Source organism: Devosia sp. YIM 151766 (assembly GCF_030285925.1).
GTDB lineage: Bacteria > Pseudomonadota > Alphaproteobacteria > Rhizobiales > Devosiaceae > Devosia.
In genome coordinates this window covers 2,179,618-2,204,289 of sequence record NZ_CP127251.1, presented here as the reverse complement: position 1 = coordinate 2,204,289, position 24,672 = coordinate 2,179,618, and the positions used below count along the sequence as shown (strand labels likewise).

At 63.4% G+C, this 24,672-nt stretch carries 21 protein-coding genes; 14 read left to right on the top strand and 7 right to left on the bottom strand.

Annotated features, from left to right (window positions below; translation table 11 throughout):
- Window positions 1-62 precede the first annotated feature (62 nt).
- From O9Z70_RS10820 to O9Z70_RS10805, 4 genes are all read right to left on the bottom strand, one after another.
- On the bottom strand, window positions 63-1,931 hold the full coding sequence (locus tag O9Z70_RS10820; RefSeq protein WP_286018831.1) for an extracellular solute-binding protein: 1,869 nt from the start codon (window positions 1,929-1,931) through the stop codon (window positions 63-65).
- A 387-nt stretch (window positions 1,932-2,318) separates the two neighbouring features.
- Complete coding sequence (locus O9Z70_RS10815) at window positions 2,319-3,914, bottom strand: ABC transporter ATP-binding protein (RefSeq protein WP_286018830.1); 1,596 nt, start codon at window positions 3,912-3,914, stop codon at window positions 2,319-2,321.
- Window positions 3,911-5,017, bottom strand: a complete 1,107-nt coding sequence (locus O9Z70_RS10810) for an ABC transporter permease (protein ID WP_286018829.1) — start codon at window positions 5,015-5,017, stop codon at window positions 3,911-3,913. Before O9Z70_RS10810 ends, O9Z70_RS10815 begins: the two co-directional genes overlap by 4 nt.
- 8 nt (window positions 5,018-5,025) lie before the next feature.
- Window positions 5,026-6,123 carry a microcin C ABC transporter permease YejB gene (locus O9Z70_RS10805; protein ID WP_286018828.1) on the bottom strand — a complete coding sequence of 366 codons (1,098 nt, stop codon included), beginning with the start codon at window positions 6,121-6,123 and terminating at the stop codon, window positions 5,026-5,028.
- 257 nt (window positions 6,124-6,380) lie between these two features.
- On the opposite strand from O9Z70_RS10805, the gene O9Z70_RS10800 reads away from it, so the two are divergent.
- The 14 genes from O9Z70_RS10800 (at window position 6,381) to uxuA (ending at window position 21,868) form a co-directional block, all read left to right on the top strand.
- Window positions 6,381-6,614 carry a hypothetical protein gene (locus O9Z70_RS10800; RefSeq protein WP_286018827.1) on the top strand — a complete coding sequence of 78 codons (234 nt, stop codon included), beginning with the start codon at window positions 6,381-6,383 and terminating at the stop codon, window positions 6,612-6,614.
- 123 nt (window positions 6,615-6,737) lie between these two features.
- Window positions 6,738-7,328 carry an AprI/Inh family metalloprotease inhibitor gene (locus tag O9Z70_RS10795; protein WP_286018826.1) on the top strand — a complete coding sequence of 197 codons (591 nt, stop codon included), beginning with the start codon at window positions 6,738-6,740 and terminating at the stop codon, window positions 7,326-7,328.
- 245 nt (window positions 7,329-7,573) lie between these two features.
- On the top strand, window positions 7,574-8,695 hold the full coding sequence (gene zapE, locus O9Z70_RS10790) for a cell division protein ZapE (RefSeq protein WP_286018825.1): 1,122 nt from the start codon (window positions 7,574-7,576) through the stop codon (window positions 8,693-8,695).
- Between the two features lie 327 nt (window positions 8,696-9,022).
- Window positions 9,023-9,985, top strand: coding sequence for a malate dehydrogenase (gene mdh / locus O9Z70_RS10785; protein ID WP_286018824.1), 963 nt, complete (start codon window positions 9,023-9,025; stop codon window positions 9,983-9,985).
- A gap of 139 nt (window positions 9,986-10,124) precedes the next feature.
- Complete coding sequence (sucC, locus tag O9Z70_RS10780) at window positions 10,125-11,324, top strand: ADP-forming succinate--CoA ligase subunit beta (RefSeq protein WP_286018823.1); 1,200 nt, start codon at window positions 10,125-10,127, stop codon at window positions 11,322-11,324.
- 27 nt (window positions 11,325-11,351) lie between these two features.
- Window positions 11,352-12,260 carry a succinate--CoA ligase subunit alpha gene (sucD, locus tag O9Z70_RS10775; RefSeq protein WP_286018822.1) on the top strand — a complete coding sequence of 303 codons (909 nt, stop codon included), beginning with the start codon at window positions 11,352-11,354 and terminating at the stop codon, window positions 12,258-12,260.
- A 337-nt stretch (window positions 12,261-12,597) separates the two neighbouring features.
- Window positions 12,598-15,600, top strand: coding sequence for a 2-oxoglutarate dehydrogenase E1 component (locus O9Z70_RS10770; protein WP_286018821.1), 3,003 nt, complete (start codon window positions 12,598-12,600; stop codon window positions 15,598-15,600).
- A gap of 79 nt (window positions 15,601-15,679) precedes the next feature.
- Entirely contained in the window at window positions 15,680-16,936 is a 1,257-nt protein-coding gene (odhB, locus tag O9Z70_RS10765; RefSeq protein ID WP_286018820.1) for a 2-oxoglutarate dehydrogenase complex dihydrolipoyllysine-residue succinyltransferase, read from the top strand.
- Between the two features lie 189 nt (window positions 16,937-17,125).
- A complete protein-coding gene (locus O9Z70_RS10760; protein ID WP_286018819.1) occupies window positions 17,126-17,575 on the top strand; it encodes a hypothetical protein in 450 nt (149 codons plus the stop codon).
- Window positions 17,576-17,621: 46 nt separating this feature from the next.
- Entirely contained in the window at window positions 17,622-18,014 is a 393-nt protein-coding gene (locus tag O9Z70_RS10755; protein ID WP_286018818.1) for an MAPEG family protein, read from the top strand.
- A gap of 89 nt (window positions 18,015-18,103) precedes the next feature.
- The gene (gene lpdA / locus O9Z70_RS10750; RefSeq protein ID WP_286018817.1) at window positions 18,104-19,513 is read left to right on the top strand and encodes a dihydrolipoyl dehydrogenase; all 1,410 of its coding nucleotides are present in this window, start codon (window positions 18,104-18,106) and stop codon (window positions 19,511-19,513) included.
- A gap of 110 nt (window positions 19,514-19,623) precedes the next feature.
- Complete coding sequence (locus O9Z70_RS10745) at window positions 19,624-20,259, top strand: trimeric intracellular cation channel family protein (RefSeq protein ID WP_286018816.1); 636 nt, start codon at window positions 19,624-19,626, stop codon at window positions 20,257-20,259.
- On the top strand, window positions 20,256-20,624 hold the full coding sequence (locus tag O9Z70_RS10740; RefSeq protein WP_286018815.1) for a DUF4326 domain-containing protein: 369 nt from the start codon (window positions 20,256-20,258) through the stop codon (window positions 20,622-20,624). Before O9Z70_RS10745 ends, O9Z70_RS10740 begins: the two co-directional genes overlap by 4 nt.
- Before the next feature lie 23 nt (window positions 20,625-20,647).
- Window positions 20,648-21,868, top strand: a complete 1,221-nt coding sequence (gene uxuA / locus O9Z70_RS10735) for a mannonate dehydratase (protein ID WP_286018814.1) — start codon at window positions 20,648-20,650, stop codon at window positions 21,866-21,868.
- A 45-nt stretch (window positions 21,869-21,913) separates the two neighbouring features.
- Here the strand turns inward: uxuA and O9Z70_RS10730 are convergent, their stop codons facing one another.
- From O9Z70_RS10730 to O9Z70_RS10720, 3 genes are read right to left on the bottom strand one after another with little or no spacing between them, the layout of a single operon-like run.
- Window positions 21,914-23,053, bottom strand: coding sequence for a succinylglutamate desuccinylase/aspartoacylase family protein (locus O9Z70_RS10730; RefSeq protein WP_286018813.1), 1,140 nt, complete (start codon window positions 23,051-23,053; stop codon window positions 21,914-21,916).
- Between the two features lie 4 nt (window positions 23,054-23,057).
- Entirely contained in the window at window positions 23,058-23,792 is a 735-nt protein-coding gene (locus O9Z70_RS10725) for an ABC transporter permease (protein WP_286018812.1), read from the bottom strand.
- Window positions 23,792-24,604: an ABC transporter permease subunit gene (locus O9Z70_RS10720; RefSeq protein ID WP_286018811.1), complete on the bottom strand. Its 813-nt coding sequence runs from the start codon at window positions 24,602-24,604 to the stop codon at window positions 23,792-23,794. Before O9Z70_RS10720 ends, O9Z70_RS10725 begins: the two co-directional genes overlap by 1 nt.
- Window positions 24,605-24,672: the final 68 nt, after the last annotated feature.

Here is a 24,672-nt window from a genome sequence, read left to right as displayed (position 1 = left end):
CTCGTTCTCTCGCCGGTGGAGCTTGTCCCGCAAAAGCGACAGCCACTTTTGCTGGAAACGCCCTATTGTCCCGTCGCTCCCCCGGTGCGCGCCGCCTTGTCCGGGTCCCACCACCACAGCGCCGGGAAGCCGGACGAGAATTCCGGCAATTCCTCGGGCCGGCTGAAACGGTCCCAGCGGGCGGCGCGGAGCATGCGCAGGGTATAGCTGGGGATGACGAAATGGTGGGCCAGCACCACCCGGTCCAGCGCCTTGGTCACCGCTTCCTGCGTTTCCCGGTCATCGGCGACGATCAGTTTCTCGATCAGCGCATCGACACCCGGATCGGCCAGGCCGGCATAATTCTGCGCGCCCTGCTGCTCGGCGGTGGAGGAGCCGAAGAAGAAGCGCTGCTCATTGCCCGGCGAATAGGATTGCACCCAGCCATTATAGATCATGTCGTAATCGAAGCTGCGGGCGCGGTTGATGAATTGCGGGCTGTCGACGGTGCGGATATTCGCCACCACGCCGATCTGGGCGAGATTGGTGACCAGGTTCTGCGCCACCGGCTCGATAGTGGGGCCGTTGAGCAGGATTTCGAGGGTGAACGGCGTTCCGTCGGCGCCGAGCAGGCGATTGCCCTCCAGCCGGTAGCCGGCCTGGGTGAAGAGGTCGAGCGCGGTGCGCAGATTGGCGCGGAGCGCGGCGGGATCGCCGCTGACCGGATTGACATAGGGCGTGGTGAATACCGTTTCCGGCACCAGGTCGCGGACGCTTTCGAGCACCTCCAGCTCCTCGCCCTCGGGCAGGCCGGAAGACTTGAACGGCAGGCCGAAGAAGAAGCTGTCGATGCGCTCATATTGCCCATAGAACATGGTATTGCTCAATTCCTCGAAATCGAAGGCATAATTGAGCGCCTCGCGCACCAGCGGATCGGCGAACTTGTCGCGCCGCAGGTTCATGATGAAGCCGACCATCAGCCCGGAACTGGCATAATCCTGGGGGAACAATTCCTTGATGATGCGGCCATCCGTTACCGCCGGGAAATCGTAGGCGGTGGCCCAGCGGCTGGCCTGGTTCTCGCTCCACCAGTCGAACTGGTCGCCCTTGAAGGCCTCGAACATCACCGTCAGGTCGAGGAAATATTCGATTTTGTAGGTGTCGAAATTGTTCTGGCCCACATTGGTGGGGTGGTCTTCGCCCCAATAATCCTCGACCCGTTCATAGGTGATGGTGCGGCCGGGATCGAAGCTGGCGAGATGATAAGGCCCCGAGCCCATGGGCGGCTCCAGCGTCGATTCGGCGATATTGCGCGGCTTGCCATTGGCGTCCTCGCCTTCCCACCAATGCTGCGGCAGCACATGCAATTGCCCCAGGATCAGCGGCAATTCGCGGTTGTCGGTCTGATCGAAACCGAAGGTCACCTCGCCTGGCGCCGTCACCTCGGCTGAGGTGATATTGGCGTAATATTGGGTGCGGTCGGGATTGACCTCGATGAGCTTGTTGAAGCTCCACACCACATCCTCGGCCGTCACCGGCTCGCCATCGTGCCAGCGGGCATCGGGATCGATGCGGAAGGTCACCGCGCTGAAATCGGGCGCGATCTGCAGCGCCTCGGCCACAAGCCCGTAATAGGTGTTGAGTTCGTCCGCCGATGGCGTCAGCAGCGTTTCATAGACGAGGCCGATGCCGCCCGCCGTTTCGCCCTTGGGCAGAATGGGATTGAAGGTGTCGAAGCCGCCCAGATCCCCCAGCCGCACCGTGCCGCCCTTGGGCGCGTCGACATTGACATAGTCGAAATGGCTGTAATCCAGCCCATATTTCGCCTCGCCCTCCAGCGTGAAGGAATTGCTCCATTGTCCGGTCGGGGTTTGCGCCATGGCCGGAGCGGCCATGAAGACGGCGGCGAGGCCGGCCAGGGTCAGGGATGTCAGCTTGGTCGAGAGCGTCATGTCGCGGTTCCGCTTCTTTGGTCGGGTAGAGGTTAGAGCCTTTCAGCTGGTCACGGAAGCGGTGATGTTCGCTCCTCCCCATAGACCTCTTGATGAGCTCGTCGAACCATGGGTCGCGGCTCTTACCATCGCGTCATCCCCGCGAAAGCGGGGTCCCCCGTTGCCCAAGTGAGGCCCCCGCTTTCGCGGGGGTGACACCGAGAAAAAGATGACAGTAGCGCGCGAAATGGGCTTCCCTCCCGCGCGTCACCCTCGCGCTTGACGCGAGCGCGTTACCGGCACCGCAAGAGCCCTCGTGTCGAGCACGAGGGTGACGATCCGGGATTGGGGGAGCGCCGGCGTCTGCGAGAAAATCGGGCACCTTCCAAGCCCTGTGGCGCCGCCGCTTCAGCCGCTTCCCGGGGCGGCCAGGTCGAAAGCAGCGGCCAGCAATTGGCGGGTATAATCCTCGCGCGGCGCGGCGAAGATGTCGGCGGCAAGTCCCTGTTCCACCACTTTGCCATCACGCATGACGATCAGGCGATGGGCGAGGGCGCGCACGACCTTGAGATCGTGGCTGATAAACAGATAGCTCAGATTGCGCCTGTGCTGCACATCGCGCAGCAGGTCGATGACCTGGGCCTGAATGGAGACATCCAGCGCCGAGGTCGGTTCGTCCAACACCACGAGATCGGGTTCCAGCACCAGCGCGCGGGCAATGGCGATGCGCTGGCGCTGGCCGCCGGAAAATTCGTGCGGATAGCGGCTGGCATGGGCCGGATCGAGGCCGACTTCGCGCAGGGCCGCCGCCACCTTGGCGGCGCGCTCGGCGGCGCCGAGGCGCGGCATGTGGACCAGCAGCCCTTCCTCGACGATCTGGTTCACCGACAGGCGCGGGCTGAGCGAGCCGAACGGGTCCTGGAACACGATCTGCATATGCTTGCGCAGCGGCCGCAGCGCCCGCCAGGAGCTTCTGTCGACCGATTGTCCGAGCACGATTATGCGCCCTCGCGAGGGGATCAGCCGCAATAGCGCATAGCCCAGCGAGGACTTGCCCGAGCCGCTTTCGCCCACCACGCCCAGCGTCTCGCCCCTTGCTATGGCCAGGTCGACGCCATCGACGGCGCGGATATGCCCGACGGTGCGGCGGAACAGGCCGCGCTTGATCGGGAACCACACTTTGAGGTCGCTGGCTTCCACGACATTGGCGGCGCCGGGGGCAGGGGCCAGCGGCTCGCCGCGCGGCTCGGTGGCCAGCAGGTGCCTGGTATAGGCGTGCTGCGGATTGGCGAAAATGTCGGCCACCGGCCCGGTCTCGACGATTTCGCCGCCATTCATCACGCAGACGCGGTCGGCAATGCGCCGGACGATGGAGAGATCATGGGTGATGAACAGCATGGCCATGCCGTTCTGTCGTTGCAGCTTCTTGAGCAGGGCGAGAATCTGGGCCTGCACCGTCACGTCGAGCGCCGTGGTCGGCTCGTCGGCGATCAGCAGTTTCGGATCGTTGGCCAGGGCCATGGCGATCATCACCCGCTGGCGCTGCCCGCCGGACAGCTGGTGCGGATAATCCTCGAGCCGGTTCTGCGGGTCGGGCAGGCCGACAGCCGCGAGCAATTCCACGACGCGGCGGCGCGCCGCATTGGCCCGCATGCCCTGATGCACCGCCAGGATTTCGGCCACTTGCCGGCCGATCGTCTGCACCGGATTGAGCGACGACATCGGCTCCTGGAAGATCATGCCGACCTGATTGCCGCGCACGGCACGCAGGGCGGCGTCGGAGGCGCCGACCAGTTCCTGCCCGGCGAAGCGAATGGAGCCGGAAAGGCTGGCGGAGGGCGGCAGCAGCTTGAGCACCGAAAGCGCCGTCACCGACTTGCCCGAGCCGCTTTCGCCCACCAGCGCCAGCGTTTCGCCCGGGGCGATGTCGAACGCCACCTTGCTGGCCGCCGCGAAGGCGCCGAAACGGATATCGAGGTCGCGGACGGCGAGCAGGGCGCTCATCGGAAGGTCTTTCGCGGGTCGAAGGCATCGCGCACCGCTTCGCCGACAAAGACCAGCAGCGTCATCAGCAGGGCGATGGTGAAGAAGCCGGTCAGCCCCAGCCACGGCGCCTGCAAATTGTTCTTGCCCTGGGCCAGCAATTCGCCAAGCGAGGGCGAGCCCGGCGGCAGGCCGAAGCCGAGAAAATCCAGCGAGGTGAGGGTGGCCACCGAGCCGGACAGGATGAAGGGCATGAAGGTCAGCGTCGCCACCATGGCATTGGGCAAGAGGTGCCGCCACATGATGGTGCCGTTGGCGACGCCGAGCGCCCGGGCGGCGTTGACATATTCGAAATTGCGGGCCCGCAGGAATTCGGCGCGCACGATGCCCACCAGCGTCACCCAGGAAAACAGCAGCAATATGCCGAGCAGGACCCAGAAGCTTGGGGCGATGACCGAGGAGATGATCAGGAGCAGGTAGAGCGAGGGCACCGAGGTCCAGATTTCGATGAGGCGCTGGGCGATGAGGTCGAGCCAGCCGCCGAAATAGCCCTGCATCGCCCCGGCCGCCACGCCGATGACCGAGGAGGCCAGGGTCAGCATCAGCCCGAACAGGATGGAGATGCGGAAGCCATAGATCAGCCGCGCCAGCACGTCGCGGCCACGATCGTCGGTGCCCAGGACATGGAAATTGCCCGGCACGCAATTGGAATCCTCCATCCCCAGCGGGTAGCGCTGGCACAATTGCTCGCGGGTCAGCAACCAGCTGGGCGGATTGGCGCCGGGAAAGGCGATATAGGTATCCACCGTGCCATAGGAGAAGCGCACCGGCGGCCAGAGCATCCAGCCATGGGCCTCGATTTCCTCGGCGATGAAGGGGTCGCGGAAATTGGTGGTGGCGAAGAAGCCGCCGAACCTGGATTCGGGATAATCCACCAAAGCCGGCAGCAGCAATTCGCCCTTGTAGGAGACCAGGATCGGGCGGTCATTGGCGATAAATTCGGCGCCCAGCGTCAGGATGAACAGGACGAGGAAGATCCAGAAGCTCCACCAGCCGCGGCGATTGGCCTTGAAATTGGCCAGCCGCCGCTGGTTGAGCGGCGAGAGCCGCGCCGCTGGGGCCATGACCTCGCTCATACGTCGCGGCTTTCGAAGTCGAGCCGCGGATCGACCCACATATAGGCCAGGTCCGAGACCAGCCCGATGACCAGTCCGAGCAGCGAGAAGATATAGAGCGTGGCAAAGACCACCGGATAGTCGCGGGTGACCACCGATTGGAAGCCCAGCAGGCCGAGCCCGTCGAGCGAGAAAATGGTCTCGATCAGCAGCGAGCCGCCGAAGAACACGCCGATAAAGGCGCCGGGAAATCCGGCGATGATCAGCATCATCGCATTGCGGAACACATGGCCGTAAAGCACCTGGCGCTCGGTCAGCCCCTTGGCGCGGGCCGTGGTCACATATTGCTTGCCGATCTCGTCGAGAAAGGAATTCTTGGTCAACAGGGTGGCGGTGGCGAAGGCGCCCAGGCCCATGGCGATGACCGGCAGTACCAGATGCCAGGCATAATCGAGCACCTGCCGATACCAGGGAAAGCCGTCGAAGCCCGGCGAGGTCAGGCCTCGCAGCGGGAAGATCGACCAGAACGAGCCGCCGGCGAACAGCACCACCAGCGCGATGGCGATGAGGAAGCCGGGCACGGCATAGCCGACGATGATGACGGTCGAGGTCCAGACGTCGAAGCGCGAGCCGTCGCGCATGGCCTTGGCGATGCCCAGCGGGATGGAAACGCCATAGGCGATCAGCGTCATCCACAGGCCCAGCGAGATCGAGACCGGCATCTTTTCCAGCACCAGGTCGATCACCGAAATGTCGCGGTAATAGCTCTGGCCGAAATCGAAGCGCAGGTAATTGCCGATCATGGCGAAGAAGCGTTCCAGCGGCGGCTTGTCGAAGCCGAACTGCTTTTCGATCCGCGCCACCAGTTCCGGCGACAGGCCCTGGCTGCCGCGATAGCCCGATGTCGTGCCGCCCTGTCCGGGCTGGCCGGCGAAATCGCCCGCCTCGCTGCCGGTAATGCGTTCGGCAATGCCGACATTCTGCCCGGACAGGTTGGCCAGGGCCTGCTCCACCGGCCCGCCCGGAGCGAATTGGGTGATCAGGAAGGAGATCGCCATGATGCCGAACACGGTCGGGATCATCAGCAAGAGACGGCGGATAATGTAGGCGCCCATTGCTGCTCCGGCCGATCCAGCGGGTTGTGGTCCTCATTGTGCCGCCGCCAGCGCGGCAGGCAAATCACCCTGCGGTGAAATCTCGGCGCCAATGCACCATTTCGATGACGGCTTGGCAATCGCCTTGTGGCTTCAGGGGCTTGGACGGCATCCGGCGCCCGGGACGAAACGCGAGCCCGGCGGGTCATTCCCGCTTTCGCCGCAATGCAGGCGCGGGTAAGATCGCCTTCCCGCCGGTCCGAACAAAAGGCAATTTCATGCGCTTCACCCCCATCGCCCAGGTGAAAGGCCAGTCGCAGGCCCGCGTCCTGCTGGTCGCCCTGCGCGCCCATGGCTTTCATCCGCTCGAACCGCGCGAGGGCGGATTGCCGGGGGTGCCGAACCTTATCGGCGCTGACGGGTTTATACTGGAAGTGCCGGAAGACGAGGCGGAAGACGCCGCGCTGCTTGCGGCCGAATTGCTTAAGGATATGGGCCAGCCCGCCCCGTAAATCGGCCATAATAGTGTGAGACCGGGGACGATGCGGGTTGGGCGATTGAACCGAATGGCCGCTTTGAGATATAAGCCGCCACAAGTGTTAAAATGCATTAAGCCTTTGCGGCAGGAGTGATCGATGCAGGATTGGAAGCACAGCTTTACATCCGTGGCGGGACTGGCGGCCATTGCCCTTGTGCTGGCGGCGTGTTCGCCGAGCAGCCGGACCAATACCGCCAACCTCAATGTGGTTGGCCAGCCGCAACAGCTTCAGCCGGTGCAGCCTTCGAACGTGCAGCAGAACAGTCTGCCGCCGATCGGCGCCACCGGCACTCCGGCGCCGGGTCTTTCCGGGCAGCCGGTCCTGGGCGGGCAGATTGCCGGCGGAACCCAGGTGGCCGGCACGGGCGCCGGCTCCATCGTCTCGCTCGACCAGCCGATGTCCACCGGCATTTCCGTCGGCCCCGAAGGGGCCTGGGACGTGGCCGCCGCCGGCCAGTCCTGCCGGCTCAACCTGCCGCTCACCGCCAAGACCGGCACCAATTATTACCGGGCCTCGGCCCCCGGCTGCACCGTGCCGCAGATCGCCTCGGTCACCGGCTGGCAGCAGGTGGGCAGCCAGCTCCAGCTCTATGATGACAACGGCAATATCGCCGCCTTCCTCGCCCCCTCCGGCGGCCGCTATATCGGCACGATGGGCGGCGGTCAGGCCGTCTCGATGTCGCGATAAGCCGGATGCCCCATTTCTTTGGGGCCGCCACCAATCGGCACCCTCGCGCCTGACGCGAGGGTTCTTGCGATCTGGCAGGACCGGTCTTGTTCTCCGCTCGATCGCTCCCCTCCAGGCTTGACCCCTTAACGCGCTGCGCTCTATGCAAGCACGGTGTCACCCCCGCGAAAGCGGGGGCCTCTGTTTTGCATGTCGATCAGCAGGATTCCCGCTTTCGCGGGAATGACCCGGTGGTAATTTCTTTCATGTCTTCTTCTCCCTCCGCTGCCGTCCGCGCCGCCTATGACGATCTGGTCGCCCGGGCGGCGCTGACCGCCGATCCGGCGCAGCGCGATGCGGCGGGCGAGCTCGACCGTGTGCTCCAGGATCTGCTTGCCGCAAAGCCGAAGCGCCTGTTCGGACTGTTCGAGAAAAACCGCGCGGTCCGTGGCCTCTACCTTCATGGCGAGGTCGGCCGCGGCAAGACCATGCTGATGGACCTGTTCTTTGCTGCGGTTCCGTTCAGGGAAAAGCGGCGGCTGCATTTCCATGAATTCATGGATGAGGTCCATAATGGCATTGCCGCCTTCCGCCAATCGGCCAGGGGCAAGGACGACAATGCCGATCCGATCGAGGCGGTGGTGAAGCCCATCCTCAAATCCGGCCTGCGCCTGCTCTGCCTCGATGAATTCCACGTTCACGACATCGCCAATGCGATGTTGCTCGACCGGCTGTTCGGCAAGCTCTTCGCTGGTGGGGTAACGCTGGTCGCCACCTCCAACATGGCGCCGGACGGGCTCTACAAGGACGGTCTCAACCGCCAGCTCTTCCTGCCCTTCATCGCCCTGTTGCAGGAAAAAACTGTGGTGGCCTCGCTGCCCTCCGAGCAGGATTACCGGCGGCTGAAATTTGCCGGCCAACAGGTCTATGCCTTTGGCAGCGGCCCGGAGGTCGAGGCGGCGATGGACCGTATGTGGCTGCGCATCACCGGGGGAGAGCAGGGGACTCCGGGGGCGGTCGAGAGCATCGGCCGCCAGATTCTCGTGCCCCTCATGGCCATGGGGGCGGCGCGGTTCGACTTTGCCGATCTCTGCGAGACGCCGCTGGGCACCCGCGACTTCGTGCGCATCGCCCATCAATTCGACTCGCTGGTCATCGACAATGTCCCGCAGATGGACCGGACGAAATCCGACGCGGCCAAGCGCTTCATCCTGCTCATCGATTCGCTTTACGACCGGGGCGTCAAGCTCGCTGCCAGCTTCGCCGTGCCGCTGGAGCAATTGGGCGCCGACGACAAGACCGCCTTCGAATTCCAGCGCACCCTGTCCCGCCTCGCCGAGATGCAGTCGGAAGACTATCTGGCCAAGGGTCTTCGAGCCGAGCCATAGGCAAATTCGCTCCGGTGGAGCGAATTTAGGTGAGAAGGCCATGAGAGCTACGCTCGAATGGCGGGGCCGAGCCATAGGCAAATTCGCGCCACCTGCTCTCCGAGGGGGAGAAGAACAGATCGCTGCGGATCTCTTATTCCTCTCCCCCTCGGGGAGAGGGTGGATCGCCCGCAGGGCGAGACGGGTGAGGGGCTCTTTGCCCAAAAAGCATACCCCCTTCGCCCATGAGCATGGCCCATTTCCGCCTTACGACGAACGGTTCACTTGCCGGGCCATGCCGCTGGGGTTAAGAACTGCGCCAATTCAACGCAGTCGGGATGAAGGCTTATGGCGCGCAAGAAGATTGCCCTTATCGGTGCGGGACAGATCGGCGGGACGCTGGCCCTGCTGGCGGCGCAGAAGGAACTGGGTGACGTCGTGATGTTCGACGTGGTCGATGGCGTGGGAGCGGGCAAGGCGCTCGATATCGCCCAGTCGGCTACTACCCAGGGCTTCGACGTCTCGCTCAAGGGCACGTCCGAATACAAGGATATCGAAGGCGCCCACGTGGTGATCGTCACCGCCGGGGTGCCGCGCAAGCCGGGCATGAGCCGCGATGACCTTTTGGAAATCAATCTCAAGGTCATGGAGCAGGTGGGCGCCGGCATTGCCAAATATGCCAAGGACGCCTTCGTCATCTGCATCACCAATCCGCTCGACGCCATGGTCTGGGCGCTGCAGAAATTCTCCGGCCTGCCCGCCAACAAGGTGATCGGCATGGCCGGCGTGCTGGATTCCTCGCGCTTCTGCCACTTCATCGCCGAAGAGCTGGGCGTCTCCATCCAGGACGTCAATGCCTTCGTGCTGGGCGGCCATGGCGACACCATGGTGCCGCTGGCCCGCTATTCCACCGTGGCCGGCATTCCGCTCACCGACCTGGTCAAGATGGGCTGGATGAGCAAGGACAAGCTCGAGCAGATCATTCAGCGCACCCGCGACGGCGGCGCCGAGATCGTCGGCCTGCTCAAGACCGGCTCGGCCTTCTACGCGCCCGCCGCCTCGGCCATCGCCATGGCCGAATCCTATCTCCGCGACAAGAAGCGCGTCCTGCCTTGCGCCGTGCAACTGGGTGGCGAATATGGCGTCAAGGGCACCTATGTCGGCGTGCCGGTGATCATCGGCGCCGCCGGGGCTGAAAAGGTCGTCGAGATCGCGCTCAATTCCGCCGAGCAGAAGGCCTTCGACAAGTCGGTCGCGGCGGTCGAAGGGCTGATCGAGGCCTGCAAGAAGATCGCGCCGAAGCTGGCGTGACCACAAACACGGCGTCATCCCCGCGCCAGCGGGATTTCCGTGTGGAGCGCCGAAGTGAGATTTCCGCTGGCGCGGGAATGACGCGGTGGGGGTTGAGGCCCGGTGATCGCGACGAGATACCCATCCAGGGGAAACAGACATGAACATCCATGAACATCAGGCCAAAGAGCTGCTGAAATCCTACGGCGCGCCCGTCGCTGCCGGCGTGGCCATCTTCGCCGCCGACGAGGCGGAGGCGGCGGCGAAATCGCTGCCCGGACCGCTTTATGTGGTCAAGAGCCAGATCCATGCCGGCGGTCGCGGCAAGGGCAAGTTCAAGGAATTGGGTCCCGATTCCAAGGGTGGGGTGCGGCTGGCCAAATCGGTCGATGAGGTGGTGGCCAATGCCCGCGAAATGCTGGGCAATACGCTGGTGACCAAGCAGACCGGCGAGGCCGGCAAGCAGGTCAACCGCCTTTATATCGAGGACGGCGCCGACATTGCCCGCGAGCTTTATTGCTCGCTTCTGGTCGACCGCGCGTCGAGCCGCGTCTCCTTCGTGGTCTCCACCGAAGGCGGCATGGATATCGAGGCGGTGGCCGAGGCGACGCCTGAAAAGATCATCACCGTCGCCATCGATCCCGACACGGGCGTCACCGATGCCGATATCGCCAGGATCAACACGGCCCTCGAGCTTGACGGCGCCGCCGCCGAGGATGGCAAGAGTCTGTTCCCGATCCTCTACAAGGCGTTCACCGAAAAGGACATGAGCCTGCTCGAGGTGAACCCGCTGATCGTCATGCAGGACGGCCGCCTGCGCGTCCTCGACGCCAAGGTCAGCTTCGACGGCAATGCCGCGTTCCGCCATGAGGAACTCAAGCCCCTGCGCGATCTCAGCGAGGAAGACGCCAAGGAAATCGAAGCCTCCAAGTTCGACCTCGCCTATGTGGCGCTGGACGGCAATATCGGCTGCATGGTCAATGGCGCGGGCCTGGCCATGTCCACCATGGACATCATCAAGCTCTATGGCGCCGAGCCGGCCAATTTCCTCGATGTGGGCGGCGGCGCGTCCAAGGAGAAGGTCACCGCGGCCTTCAAGATCATCACCGCCGATCCGGCCGTGAAGGGCATTCTCGTCAACATCTTCGGCGGCATCATGCGCTGCGATGTCATTGCCGAGGGCGTCATCGCGGCGGTCAAGGAAGTCGGCCTCGAAGTGCCGCTGGTGGTTCGCCTCGAAGGCACCCGCGTCAAGGAAGGCAAGGAAATCCTCGACAATTCGGGTCTCGACGTCATCTCCGCCGACGATCTTGACGACGCTGCGCAAAAGATCGTCGCCGCCGTCGGCAAGGCCGCCTGAGCCCCACCTGCAAGAGAGAAGTAACCCATGTCGATTCTCGTCAACAAAGACACCAAGGTTCTCGTGCAGGGCCTGACCGGCAAGACCGGCACCTTTCACACCGAACAGGCCCTGGCCTATTTCGGCACCAAGATGGTGGGCGGCGTGAACCCCAGAAAGGCCGGGGAAACCTGGACCTCCGGGCTCGATGCCTCCGCCACGCTGCCGGTCTATGCCAGCGTTGCCGAAGGCAAGGAAAAGACCGGCGCCAATGCCTCGGTCATCTATGTGCCGCCGGCGGGTGCCGCCGCCGCCATCGAGGAAGCGATCGACGCGGAAATCCCGCTCATCGTCTGCATCACCGAAGGCGTGCCGGTGCTCGACATGGTCCGCGTCAAGGCCAGGCTGGAAAAGTCCAGTTCGCGCCTGATCGGCCCCAATTGCCCCGGCGTCCTCACTCCGGAAGAATGCAAGATCGGCATCATGCCGGGCTCGATCTTCTCCAAGGGCTCGGTGGGCATCGTCTCGCGCTCCGGCACGCTTACCTATGAAGCGGTGTTCCAGACCACCAATGAGGGCCTGGGCCAGACCACGGCGGTCGGCATTGGCGGCGATCCGGTCAAGGGCACCGAGTTCATCGACGTCCTTGAAATGTTCCTCGCCGACGAAGCCACCCAGTCGATCATCATGATCGGCGAGATCGGCGGCTCGGCCGAGGAAGAGGCCGCCCAGTTCCTGATCGACGAGGCCCGGAAGGGCCGCAAGAAGCCGATGGCCGGTTTCATCGCCGGCCTCACCGCCCCTCCCGGCCGCACGATGGGCCATGCCGGCGCGGTGATTTCCGGCGGCAAGGGCGGCGCCGAAGACAAGATCGCCGCCATGGAAGCGGCCGGCATTCGCGTCTCCAAGTCCCCGGCCCGCATCGGCGCCACGCTGGCCGAAGTGCTGAGGGGATAGGCTCTCATAGACCTCATGGTGAGCTTGTCGAACCATGGGGTCGCGGCCACCGAGCTGCCAACCGCCTCCTGCGGCATCCTGCGCTTGCCGAAGGATCAGGATGAGGGCTACGAGAGGCCATGCGACCAATGTCGGTCGCGCTTCGGTCATGGTTTGGTGCTAAGTCATGACCTGGACGATCGAGTGAGCCGCACCGCCTCTTGAAGGCGCTGCAAGTCTTAACAAGATACAAAGGAAAAGCGGTCATTATTGCCTCGCTTTTAATGACCGCATTTGCAATCGGCGCCGCCGGTTCGTTGAGAAGGATGGCAGGGCGAGAGGTCCTGCGACACACGCGATGACACGACAGGAAAAGAACGACACGTTCTTGCTGACCTCGTTCCTCTATGGTGGGAACGCCGACTACATCGAACAACTCTATTCCAGGTTCAAAAGCGATCCTTCCAGCGTCGACGAGAGCTGGGCCAGCTTTTTCTCCCGGCTCGACGACAGCCCGGACGCGGCGCGGAAGAATGCCGACGGCCCGAGCTGGAGCCGCCGGGACTGGCCGCCGGCCGAAAGCGGCGACCTGGTCAATGCCCTGGACGGCAATTGGGGCGAACTCGCCGTAAAGACCGAGCAAGCCACGGCCCGGCAGGCGAAGGAAGCGGGCAGACCCGCCCCCAGCGCCGACGAGGTGCTGCAAGCCACCCGCGATTCCATCCACGCCATCATGATGATCCGCGCCTATCGCATGCGCGGGCATCTGCATGCCGATCTCGATCCGCTCAAGCTCAAATCCGCCGACCAGGCGTCCGAGCTCGATCCGAAGAATTACGGTTTCACCGAGGCCGATTACGATCGCAAGATTTTCATCGACAATTATCTGGGCCTCGAATACGCCACCATTCCCGAGATGCAGGCCATCCTGCAACGCACCTATTGCGGTACGCTCGGCATCGAATTCATGCATATCTCCGATCCGGAGGCCAAGCACTGGATTCAGGAACGTATCGAAGGTCCGGACAAGGAAATCTCCTTCACCCCCGAAGGCAAGAAGGCGATCCTCAACAAGCTGATCGAGGCCGAGGGCTTCGAGAAGTTCCTCGACGTCAAATATACCGGCACCAAGCGTTTCGGCCTCGATGGCGGCGAAGCCACCATTCCGGCGCTGGAACAGATCATCAAGCGCGGCGGCGCGCTGGGGATCAAGGATATCGTGCTGGGCATGGCCCATCGCGGCCGCCTCAACGTCTTGACCCAGGTGCTGGGCAAGCCGCACCGCGCGCTGTTCCACGAATTCAAGGGCGGCGCCTTCTACCCCGACGATGTCGAGGGTTCGGGCGACGTGAAATATCACCTCGGCGCGTCCTCGGACCGCGAATTCGACAGCAACAAGGTGCACCTGTCACTGACGGCCAATCCCTCGCACCTCGAAATCGTCGATCCGGTGGTGCTGGGCAAGGCCCGCGCCAAGCAGGACCAGCATATCTCGCCCGATGGCAAGCTGGTCAATATCGAGCAGGAGGGCCGGCCCGACCGCTCCATGGTGCTGCCGCTGCTGATCCATGGCGATGCGGCCTTTGCCGGCCAGGGCGTCGTGGCCGAATGCCTGGGCCTGTCCGGCCTCAAGGGCCATCGGACCGGCGGTTCGATCCATTTCGTCATCAACAATCAGATCGGCTTCACCACCTCGCCGATCCATTCCCGCTCCTCGCCCTATCCCACCGATGTCGCCAAGATGATCGAGGCGCCGGTTCTGCATGTGAACGGCGACGATCCGGAAGCGGTGGTATTCGCGGCCAAGGTCGCGGTGGAGTTCCGCCAGAAGTTCGGCAAGCCGGTCGTCATCGACATGTTCTGCTATCGCCGCTTCGGTCACAATGAAGGCGACGAGCCCAGCTTCACCCAGCCGCTGATGTATTCCAGGATCCGGTCGCACAAGACCACGCTGGAACTCTATTCGGAAAAGCTCATCGCCGAAGGCCTGCTGAGCCAGGCCGAGATCGATGCGCTCAAGGCCGATTGGCGGGCCAGGCTGGAGGCCGAATTCGAGGCCGGCCAGGATTATCGCCCCAACAAGGCCGACTGGCTCGACGGGCAATGGAAGAGCTTCAAGCCCGCTCATGATGAAGGCCCGCGCCGTGGCGAAACCGGCGTCGCCATCGACCGGTTGGTGGAAATCGGCACCAAGCTCACCCAGGTGCCGGCGGAGTTCAACGTCCACCGTACGGTGAAGCGTTTCATGGACAACCGGCTGGCCGCCATCGAAAGCGGCGAGGGCATCGACTGGGCCACCGCCGAGGCGCTGGCCTTCGGCACGCTGGTCACCGAAGGATATCCGGTGCGCCTGTCCGGGCAGGACGTGGAGCGCGGCACGTTCAGCCAGCGCCATTCGGTGCTCAACGACCAGAAGGTCGACAACAAGACCTATACGCCGCTCAACCATCTCGATCCCGGCCAGTCGCGCTACGAAGTCATCAATTCGATGCTGTCGGAAGAAGCGGTGCTGGGCTTCGAATATGGCTATTCGCTCTCCGAGCCCAAGGCGCTGACCTTGTGGGAAGCCCAGTTCGGCGATTTCGTCAACGGGGCGCAGGTGGTCATCGACCAGTTCATCTCGTCGGGCGAACGCAAGTGGTTCCGCATGTCGGGTCTGGTGATGCTGTTGCCGCATGGCTATGAAGGGCAGGGGCCGGAACACTCGTCCGCGCGCCCCGAGCGCTTCCTGCAGCTTTGCGCCGAAGACAATATGCAGGTGGCCAATTGCACCACGCCCGCCAATTATTTCCACATCCTGCGGCGGCAGTTGAAGCGTGATTTCCGCAAGCCGCTGATCCTGATGACCCCCAAGAGCCTGTTGCGCCACAAACGTGCCGTCTCGGGTCTGGCGGAGCTGGGGCCGGACAGCGTGTTCCATCGCCTGCTCTGGGACGATGCCGAGGCGCCCGGCCTGCCCAAGACCACGATCAGGCTCACCGGCGACGAGAAGATCCGCCGCGTCCTGCTGTGCACCGGCAAGGTCTATTACGACCTGCTCGAAGACCGCGAGAAGAAGGGCATCGACGATGTCTATCTCCTGCGCATCGAGCAGCTCTATCCGTTCCCGGCCAAGGCGCTGCTGGACGAGCTGAGCCGCTTCCCCAACGCGGAAGTGATCTGGTGCCAGGAAGAGCCGCGCAATATGGGCGCCTGGGCCTTCATCCAGCCTTATGTGGAATGGGTGTTCGACCAGATGGGCCGCGGCAATCAGCGTGTGCGGTATATCGGCCGTCCCGCCGCCGCCTCGCCCGCCACCGGGCGCATGAGCGTGCATCTGGAACAGCTGCAGGCATTCCTCGACGACGCGCTGGGCACCTAGGCCTTGTGACAAGACATAAAGAGCGTCACATTCTTTTCCAGGACGTGGCGCTCTGGCCCGCAAAATAAGGACTAACTTCATGTCGACAGAAATCCGGGTGCCGACCCTTGGGGAAAGCGTTACCGAGGCCACGATCGGCCAATGGTACAAGCAGGTGGGCGATGCCGTCGCCGCCGACGAGCCTTTGGTCGAACTCGAAACCGACAAGGTGACCATCGAAGTCCCCGCGCCGGCCGCCGGCGTGCTCGAAGCCATTGCCGCGCAGTCGGGTGAAACCGTGGATGTGGGCGCATTGCTCGGCGCTATCGGCACCGCCGCTGCTGGCGCTGCCGCCGCTGCGCCCGAAGCCGAAGCCAAGGCGGACGCGCCGGCCAATAATGCTGCGGGCCCCGAGGCGATCAAGCCGGAACCGGCTGCCAAGCCGGTGACCGCGACCGACCGCGCGCCCGCCCCCTCGGCGCAAAAGCTCATCAATGAGAACGACCTCAAGGCCGATGACATTGCCGGTTCGGGCAAGGCTGGCCAGGTGCTCAAGGAAGACGTGCTGGCTTCGCTGGCCAAGCCCGCCGCCGCCCCGGCTGCCCCGGCGCCGGCTCCCGCCGCCGCGCCGCGCGCCCCGGTCGCCGCCGACGATGCCTCGCGCGAAGAGCGGGTGCGGATGACCCGCCTGCGCCAGACCATTGCGCGGCGCCTCAAGGAGGCGCAGAACACGGCGGCCATGCTCACCACCTTCAATGAGGTGGACATGCAGCCGGTGATGAACCTGCGCAAGCAATACCGCGAGCTGTTCGAGAAGAAGCATGGCGTCAAGCTGGGTTTCATGGGCTTCTTCGCCAAGGCGGTGGTGCATGCCCTCAAGGAAATCCCGGCGGTCAACGCCGAAATCGACGGCGACGATCTGATCTACAAGAATTACGCCCATATCGGCGTGGCCGTTGGCACCGACAAGGGCCTCGTGGTTCCGGTGGTGCGCGATGTCGACCGCATGTCGATCGCCGAAATCGAGCAGGAAATCGGCAATTTGGGCCGGAAGGCCCGCGACGGCCAATTGTCGATGGCCGACATGCAGGGCGGCACCTTCACCATCTCCAATGGCGGCGTCTATGGCTCGCTGATGTCCACGCCCATCCTCAATGCGCCACAATCGGGCATTCTGGGCATGCACAAGATCCAGGAGCGCCCGGTCGTGGTCGACGGTCAGATTGTCATCCGGCCGATGATGTATCTGGCACTCAGCTACGATCACCGGATCGTCGACGGCAAGGAAGCGGTGACCTTCCTGGTCCGCGTCAAGGAAAGCCTCGAAGCGCCCGAGCGCCTGGTGCTCGATCTCTAGAACCCAAGCGGGCCGGATCGCGGCCCGGCAATCGCCATTTTCGCAATTTAGAAGGGCCCGCTTCGGCGGGCCCTTTATGTTCACCAAATGGTGTGTGGGGAGCCGGCATCGGGTAACAATCTGTTAGCGAATTGCGTCATTATGCGAAGGAATGGCGCATCGTCACAGCGCTGATCGGAGAGGTTTGTATTGCGTCGGATTCTGATTGTCGCCGCTGCCCTTTTGGCTATCGTCCTGCCCGTCCAGGGTCAGGACGAGGCTGTCGACACCGCCCTGGTCGGCGAGCTGATGGCCTTCCATGGCTCCAAGGCCATCGTCGAGGCCATGAGCACCCATTGCTATGAAACCACCGGCCTGGACAATGCTTACAAGGAAGCGGCGGCGAACTGGTATCTGAGGAATATCAGTTACTTGGACCTGGCCGACCGGGTCATCAACCGCCTGGGCGGCGGGTCGGAGGCAGAGCTTGAGGCCGCCGAGAATTATGGTGGCAGCCAGATCATGAGCGCCTATAATCAGGCGGCCGACAAGAACGCCTTCTGCCGCACTTTCCTCGAACAGGTCGAAAGCGGCACGCTCGATATCGACAAGCAATTGCCCGAAATCCTCAAGCGCGCCCAGGATATATCGGCGTCGTGAATTTTTGTTAGCTACATAAAATCAAAGACTTACCTCGCGCGGAGCCATGATGACCATCGAGCTGACCTTGCTGATCTGGAGCGCCGTTCTTGCCCTGGCCTATGTGGCGGTGCAGTCCTTGGCCGCTCTGCGGGATTACGGCCCGGACTATGCCAGCAGCCAGCGCGACGGCGAGCCCCCGGCGGGCAAATGGGCCGGACGCGGTCAGCGCGCCCTGCGCAATTTCCTTGAAACATACAGCATTTTCATCGCCTTAGCGGTGGCGGTGGAACTGACTGGCCGCTCCGACTCCCTCACCCAATGGGGCGCGCATATCTGGTTCTGGGCGCGCTGGGCCTATATCCCGGCCTATTTCACCGAGGTGAGATATCTGCGGTCCGGCATCTGGGCCTTGTCCATGCTCGGCCTCGTGCTGTTGTTCATCGGCGTCGCCTTTTAGCCTGTGGATTTTTCCCGCCGGGCATCCTAAGTGAAGACAGAGCGGCCAGGCCATGGCCGCACCGCACAATGACAGTTTGGGGCACCCACATGGCAGATCAATTCGACCTCACCATCATCGGCTCCGGCCCCGGCGGCTATGTCTGCGCCATCCGCGCGGCGCAATTGGGCATGAAGGTTGCCGTGGTTGAGAAATGGGCGACGCTGGGCGGCACCTGCCTCAATGTCGGCTGCATCCCCTCCAAGGCGCTGCTGCATACGTCCGAACTGTTCGAGGAAGCGGGCCATGGATTCAAGGCCTTAGGCATCGATATCCCCGCACCGCAGCTTAATCTCAAGCAGATGCTGAACCACAAGGCCGAGACCGTGGCCTCCAATGTCGGCGGCGTGGATTATCTGTTCAAGAAGAACAAGATCACCGTTTTCCGCGGCATCGGTTCGATCCCCTCGGCCGGCAAGGTGCTGGTGACGCCGCAAAGCGGGGCACAGACCGAAATCGCCACCAAGAACATCGTCATCGCCACCGGCTCGGTATCGGCCAATCTGCCGGGCATCGAGATCGACGAAAAGAGCGTCGTGACCTCGACTGGCGGCCTGACGCTGGAGAGCGTTCCGCGCCATCTCGTCGTCATCGGCGCCGGGGTCATCGGGCTTGAGCTGGGTTCGGTCTGGATGCGGCTGGGGGCGCAGGTGACCGTGGTGGAATATCTCGATCGCATCCTGCCCGGCATGGACAGCGAAGTCGCCCGCCAGTTCCAGCGCATGCTGCAAAAGCAGGGCATGGAATTCAAGCTTTCCAGCAAGGTTGCCGGCGTCGACAAGCAGGACGATGGTTCGCTCAAGATCAGGATGGAGCCGGCCAAGGGCGGCGAGGCCGAGGAACTGGATGCCGACGTCGCTCTCGTCGCGATCGGCCGCCAGCCCTTCACCGAAGGGCTGGGCCTCGATATTGCCGGGGTGGCCATGGACGAACGCGGCCGGGTCCGGGTCGATTCCCATTACAAGAGCTCGGTCGACGGCATCTATGCCATTGGCGACGTCATTGCCGGCCCGATGCTGGCCCATAAGGCTGAGGATGAAGGCATCGCCGTGGCCGAAATTCTCGCCGGCCAGGCCGGGCACGTGAATTATGGCGCCATTCCGTCAGTGGTTTATACCAATCCGGAAGTCGCCGCCGTCGGCAAGACCGAGGACGAACTCAAGGCCGAAGGCGTGGACTACAAGATCGGCAAATTTCCCTTTACGGCCAATGGCCGCGCCAAGGCCATGCTGGCCACCCAGGGCTTCGTGAAGATCCTGGCCGATGTCGAGACCGACCGGGTGCTGGGCGCCCATATCGTGGGCAAGAATGCCGGCGAGATGATCCATGAACTGGTGACGCTGATGGAATTTTCCGGCGCGGCCGAAGATCTGGCCCGCACCACCCATGCGCATCCGACGCTGTCGGAGGCCATCCGCGAGGCGGCGCTGGCCCTGGGCGACGGAGCTATCCACATCTAGCGCGCGTCCGGACCGAGATTGTCGGTCCGGGCCGCGGCCTTTATCGTGCCCTTGGCGGCGGAAGGCACATGCTGGTGGCATAATGCGACCGGCACCACCCGGTCTGGCCAATGCGGGAGGACATCGCCGTGCTGACCATAGCCTTTTATATCGCCATAACGGCCGAGGCGATGACCGCGGCATTGGCGGCGGGACGCCGCAAGATGGATTGGTTCGGCGTTTGCCTGCTGGCCTGCGTCACGGCGCTGGGCGGCGGGACGATACGGGATATCCTGCTCGATCATTATCCGCTGGTATGGGTGGAAAATCCCTATCTGCTGCTGCTGGTCTGCGGAGCGGCAATGCTGACCATTCCGCTGGCGCGGCTGGTGGACCGGTTGAAATGGCCCTTCCTGCTGCTCGATGCGCTGGGACTGGTCGTGTTTACGGTCATCGGCTGCAATATCGGGATCGAAGCCGGGGCGCATCCGATGATCAGCATCGTGGCCGGCATGATAACCGGGATTGCCGGCGGTATTTTACGGGACGTGCTCTGCAACGACATTCCGCTGGTTTTTCAGGGCGAACTCTACGCCACCGTCTCGATAATAACGGGTGCGGTCTATTTCCTCGGCCTGGGTTGGGGCCTGCCGGTGGATTTGCTGGTCATCGGGTCCATCGCCATCGGCTTCACCCTGCGCGTCCTGGCCCTGGTGTTCAAATGGGAAATGCCCCGGTTCGTCTATGATCGGGAAATGCGCAAATGAGGCCGGTGCGCATCGTACTGTCGCGACAGGCGGGCTTTGATCTGCAAGCTATCTCGCAGGCGATCAACGGGTTGCCGGCGCGGTCGGTGGCGCGGCCCAGCCCGTGGGGCAATCCTTTCACCATCGAGGCGGTGATGACGGAAACCGGACTGGACAAGTCAGCGGCGCAGGCGGAAGCGGTGGCCCGGCATAGTCGGTGGATGCGTGGAGAAATCGCGGCGGATAGACCGCGCCCGACGCGGCAGGCTGTCCGCGAGGCACTGGCCGGCAAGAATCTGGCCTGCTGGTGCCGCGAAGGCACGCCTTGCCATGTGGACACGCTGCTGGCGCTTGCCAATGATGGCAAAGCCGGCGAGATGAAATGATTATTACCGGAATGGAGTTCTAAGTGCGACAGACGTGGCGGTGGTTCGGCCCCAAGGACCTCACCAGCATCGATGATATCACCCAGGCAGGCGCGGCGGGCGTGGTCAGTGCCCTGCATCACGTGCCCAATGGCGCGGTCTGGACGCCGGACGAAATTGCCAAACGCCATCGTGAGATCGCGATGCGCCTGGATGGGTCCGAATCGGGTCTCACCTGGGATGTGGTCGAAAGCCTGCCGGTCAGCGAAGACATCAAGAAGCAGCGGGGCAATTGGCGCGAGCATGTCGAGAATTACAAAATCTCGATGAAGCACCTCGCCGAAAGCGGCATCGAGACCATCTGCTACAATTTCATGCCGGTGCTCGACTGGACCCGGACCGATCTGCGCTGGTCCGTTGCCCATGGCGGCTCCTGCATGCGCTTCGATATCAACGATTTCGCCGCTTTCGACATCCATATCCTCAAGCGCCCCGGCGCGGCCACCGACTTCACCAATGCCATTGCCGATGAGGCCGGCCGGCGGTTCGAGGCGATGGACGACGACGACAAAAAGCAATTGGCGCGCAATGTCACCATGGGCCTGCCGGGCTCGACCGAGTCGATGACGCTGGAGGACGTGCAGGCGCATCTGGACGAATATGGCGCCATCAACCGCGAGCAATTGCGGGCGCATTTCATCGATTTTCTCGAACAGGTGGTGCCCACCGCCGAGGATCTGGGCCTGCGGCTGTGCTGCCATCCCGACGATCCGCCATTCGCCCTGCTCGGCCTGCCGCGCATCATGTCGACCGAAGACGATTACAGATATATTCTCGATGCCGTCGACAGTCCGGCCAGCGGCATGACCTTCTGCACCGGATCGCTTGGGGCACGGCCCGACAACGATTTGCCGGGCATGGTCGAGCGCCTCGGACCCAAGATACATTTCCTGCATCTGCGCAACGTCAAGCGGGATAATAGCGACATTGCCGGATCGTTCTACGAAGCCGAGCATCTGGGCGGCGATACGGACATGGTGGCGGTCATCGCCGCGATTATCCGTGAAGAGCGCCGCCGCAAGGCCGAGGGGCGGAAGGATTGGGAAATCCCGATGCGCCCCGATCATGGCCAGGACATCCTGGACGATCTGGGACGCCGCTCCCAGCCCGGCTATCCCACGATCGGCCGCATGAAGGGGCTGGCCGAATTGCGTGGCGTGATGACGGCGCTGGAGCATGCGGATTTGGGATTGGCGCAGGATTAGAGCAGCAGGCCGAGGCGACCGAAGCCAAATGCCAGGGCTGTCTCTCTAATCCTCCAGCAGATAGCCACCGGCTCTGGCCGGCAGAATGTCGGTGCCGACGATCTTGGCGACCGATGAGCCGGTAACGGCATATTTGGCGCTGGCCCGGGAGAGGATGAAACCGTCGGTTCCGGCGCGAAGCGGTGTGCGGAGCAGGAAAGCTTCGGGGCCGTCCATGGCGATGAGGTCGGCCACGATATCGCCCTTCTTCACCCTGTCCCCCAGCCCGACACGATAGGCGAGCATCCCGGGCCGGTCGGCGCGCAACACTTCCGTCGCCTCGAACGGGGTGGGCGTCGGCGCCGGATCGGCGGGGCTGGTGGACGCCCGGATCAGACCGCGGCCGGCGAAGAAGTCGAACAGGCCCCTGGCGTCCTGGCTGCCCAAGGCGTCGTGAGTGTCGGCCTGGCCGCGATATTCCAAGGTGGCGGCCTCGACCGCCATGGGAATGGGCAGTTCGGGATGAGAGCGCTGCGCCTGGCGATACAGGCTGGGCAGCATCTCGTCGAAAGAGCCGCCGCCGCTGTCCTCGGCGGTAAGCGTGGCGGCGGAGCCCATCCGGTCCGCCAGGTCCTGCAGGCCGGGCATGAGTTCGGGCGAGGTGAAGATGTGGATCAGGCTTTCATCGTCACAATGCAGATCGAGGACGATATCGGCGTCGTGGGCCGATTTCAGTACGGTCAGGCGAAGTTTCTGAGCGGCGGTCTCCGGTTGCTGGCCGTCGAGCCAATCGCCGACCGCCTGGCGGATCGCGCTGATATTGGCGGCGGGATCGGCAGAGAGTTTCCCGGCCAAAGCCTCGGCGACAAGCGGATAGAGGTCCGGCCAGCGGCGATTGAAATTGACGCCGGTTTCAAGGTCGTAACGGCCGATATGGCGGCGCAGGACGCGGGTGGCGAGCCCCAGCGGATTGACCGAGGGAAAGATGACGAAGCGGCCGTTCAATTGTCCCGCCGCATCGGCCTGGCGCAACATGGGCAGGAGGTGGTGCAAGACCATGGTGCCGGGTTGCTCGTCGGCATGCAGGGCCGCCTGCAAGTGTATCTTGGTCGCGGCATCCGTCGGCCCGATGCTATACCAGTAAAGCATGGTGGACTGGCCGGGCGCGTCGCCGGGCAGGGTGGCGGTGTGTTGCTGGAAGGTCATTGAACTAGCGAAGCCATTTGGGAGCGAAGCGCAGGCCCGGTTGCGTCGGCAGGTGGCGCATCAGGCGTTGGTAGATGAGGTCGAAGAAGAAGAATATCACCAGCGACACGAGCAGGAAGTAAAGTGCGGCAATGGAGAAATGCAGGAAGGCATTGAAGTCGCGTTCGAACAGGTCCTTGGCGGTGATCATCAGGTCCTTCTGCGCGCCGACCACCGGCAGAGCGAAATAGACGATGGCCGTGGCGTGGAACAGGAACACCACTTCATTGGTATAGGCTGGCCAGGCCAGGCGGATGAGATTGGGCCAGACGACGCGGCGGAATTGCTGCGAGCGGCTCATGCCATAGGCGCGGGCGGCCTCGACCGCATTGCGGGGCACGGCGCGCAGCGCGCCGTAGAAAATCTCGGCGGTATAGGCGGCGGTGTTGAGCACCAGTACCAGCGGTCCCATGAACAGCGGATGCAGCACGAAGCCGGATATGCCGAGCGGGCGCCATAATGTCATGTTGAGCGACAGCGCCAACGAATAGAACATGAAGAATTGGATGAAGAGCGGCGAGCCGCGAAAGGCATAGATATAGCCGCGCGACAGCCGGTTGATGAGCGGATTGGGCGAGGCCTTGCCGAGCGCCAGGAACACCGCCAGCACAAAGCCGATGGGGATGGAGGCGGCGGCGAAATAGATGTTGAACAGAACCGCCGGGGCCATGATGGCCAGATCGTCGAAAAATCCCTGCATCAGCCATGGGCCTCGCTGAGTATGCCGCGTCCGACCCGGCTCATGATGGCGTTGAAAGCGCGCTCGGACAGCCAGGTGACGAGGATGTAGAAGACGAAGAGCACCAGGTAATAGCGCCAGCGCCAGTCATCATGCACGAGCCCCACGGCGGGCAGGAAATTGGGCGCGCCGAGCCGGTCGGCCCATAGAACGATATCGGCAATCTGCAACAGCGAGAGCAGCGACGTGGCCTTGATGATCAGCATCCAGACATTGGAAAGGCCCGGCAGGGCATAGACCCACATCTGCCTTATATGGACCCGCCAGAGCACCTGGTTCGCCGACATCCCGTAGGCGCGCGCGGCTTCGAGCTGGCCATGGGGCACGGCGCGCATGGCGCCATGGATGACATTGGTGGCGAAGGCGCCATAGACGAGGCCGAGCGAGACGCTGGCCAGGAGCAGGTATTCAGTGGTGCCCAGGAACCAGTTCGCCTCGCGGCAGGGCGGCCAGGCGGAGGTCTGGGCGGCGATTGATTCGGGCGTGCAGACCTGGCTGGCGATGAGCCATTCCACGCCCTGCTCGAAGGCGAGCGGAAAGAACAGGAAAAACAGCACGTCGGGCACGCCGCGCACGATGGCGGAATAGAACGAGCCGACAAGACGCAGCGGCCAGAAGCGCGAATTCTTGAGGGTCGCGCCGGTCAGGCCGAAGACCACCGCCAGCGCACCGCCGAGCAAAGCTGCGAAAATGGTGAACTGGAAGCTGGCATACCAGGTCAGGTGCTTACCATTGGTAAGGTAGCCGACCCAGAAGGCGATGTCGTCGAACATGCCGCTCATCTCGTGGTTGGATGCTCCCCCCGAGAAATCGGAGGGAGCTGAAACAAAGCCGGCTAGGC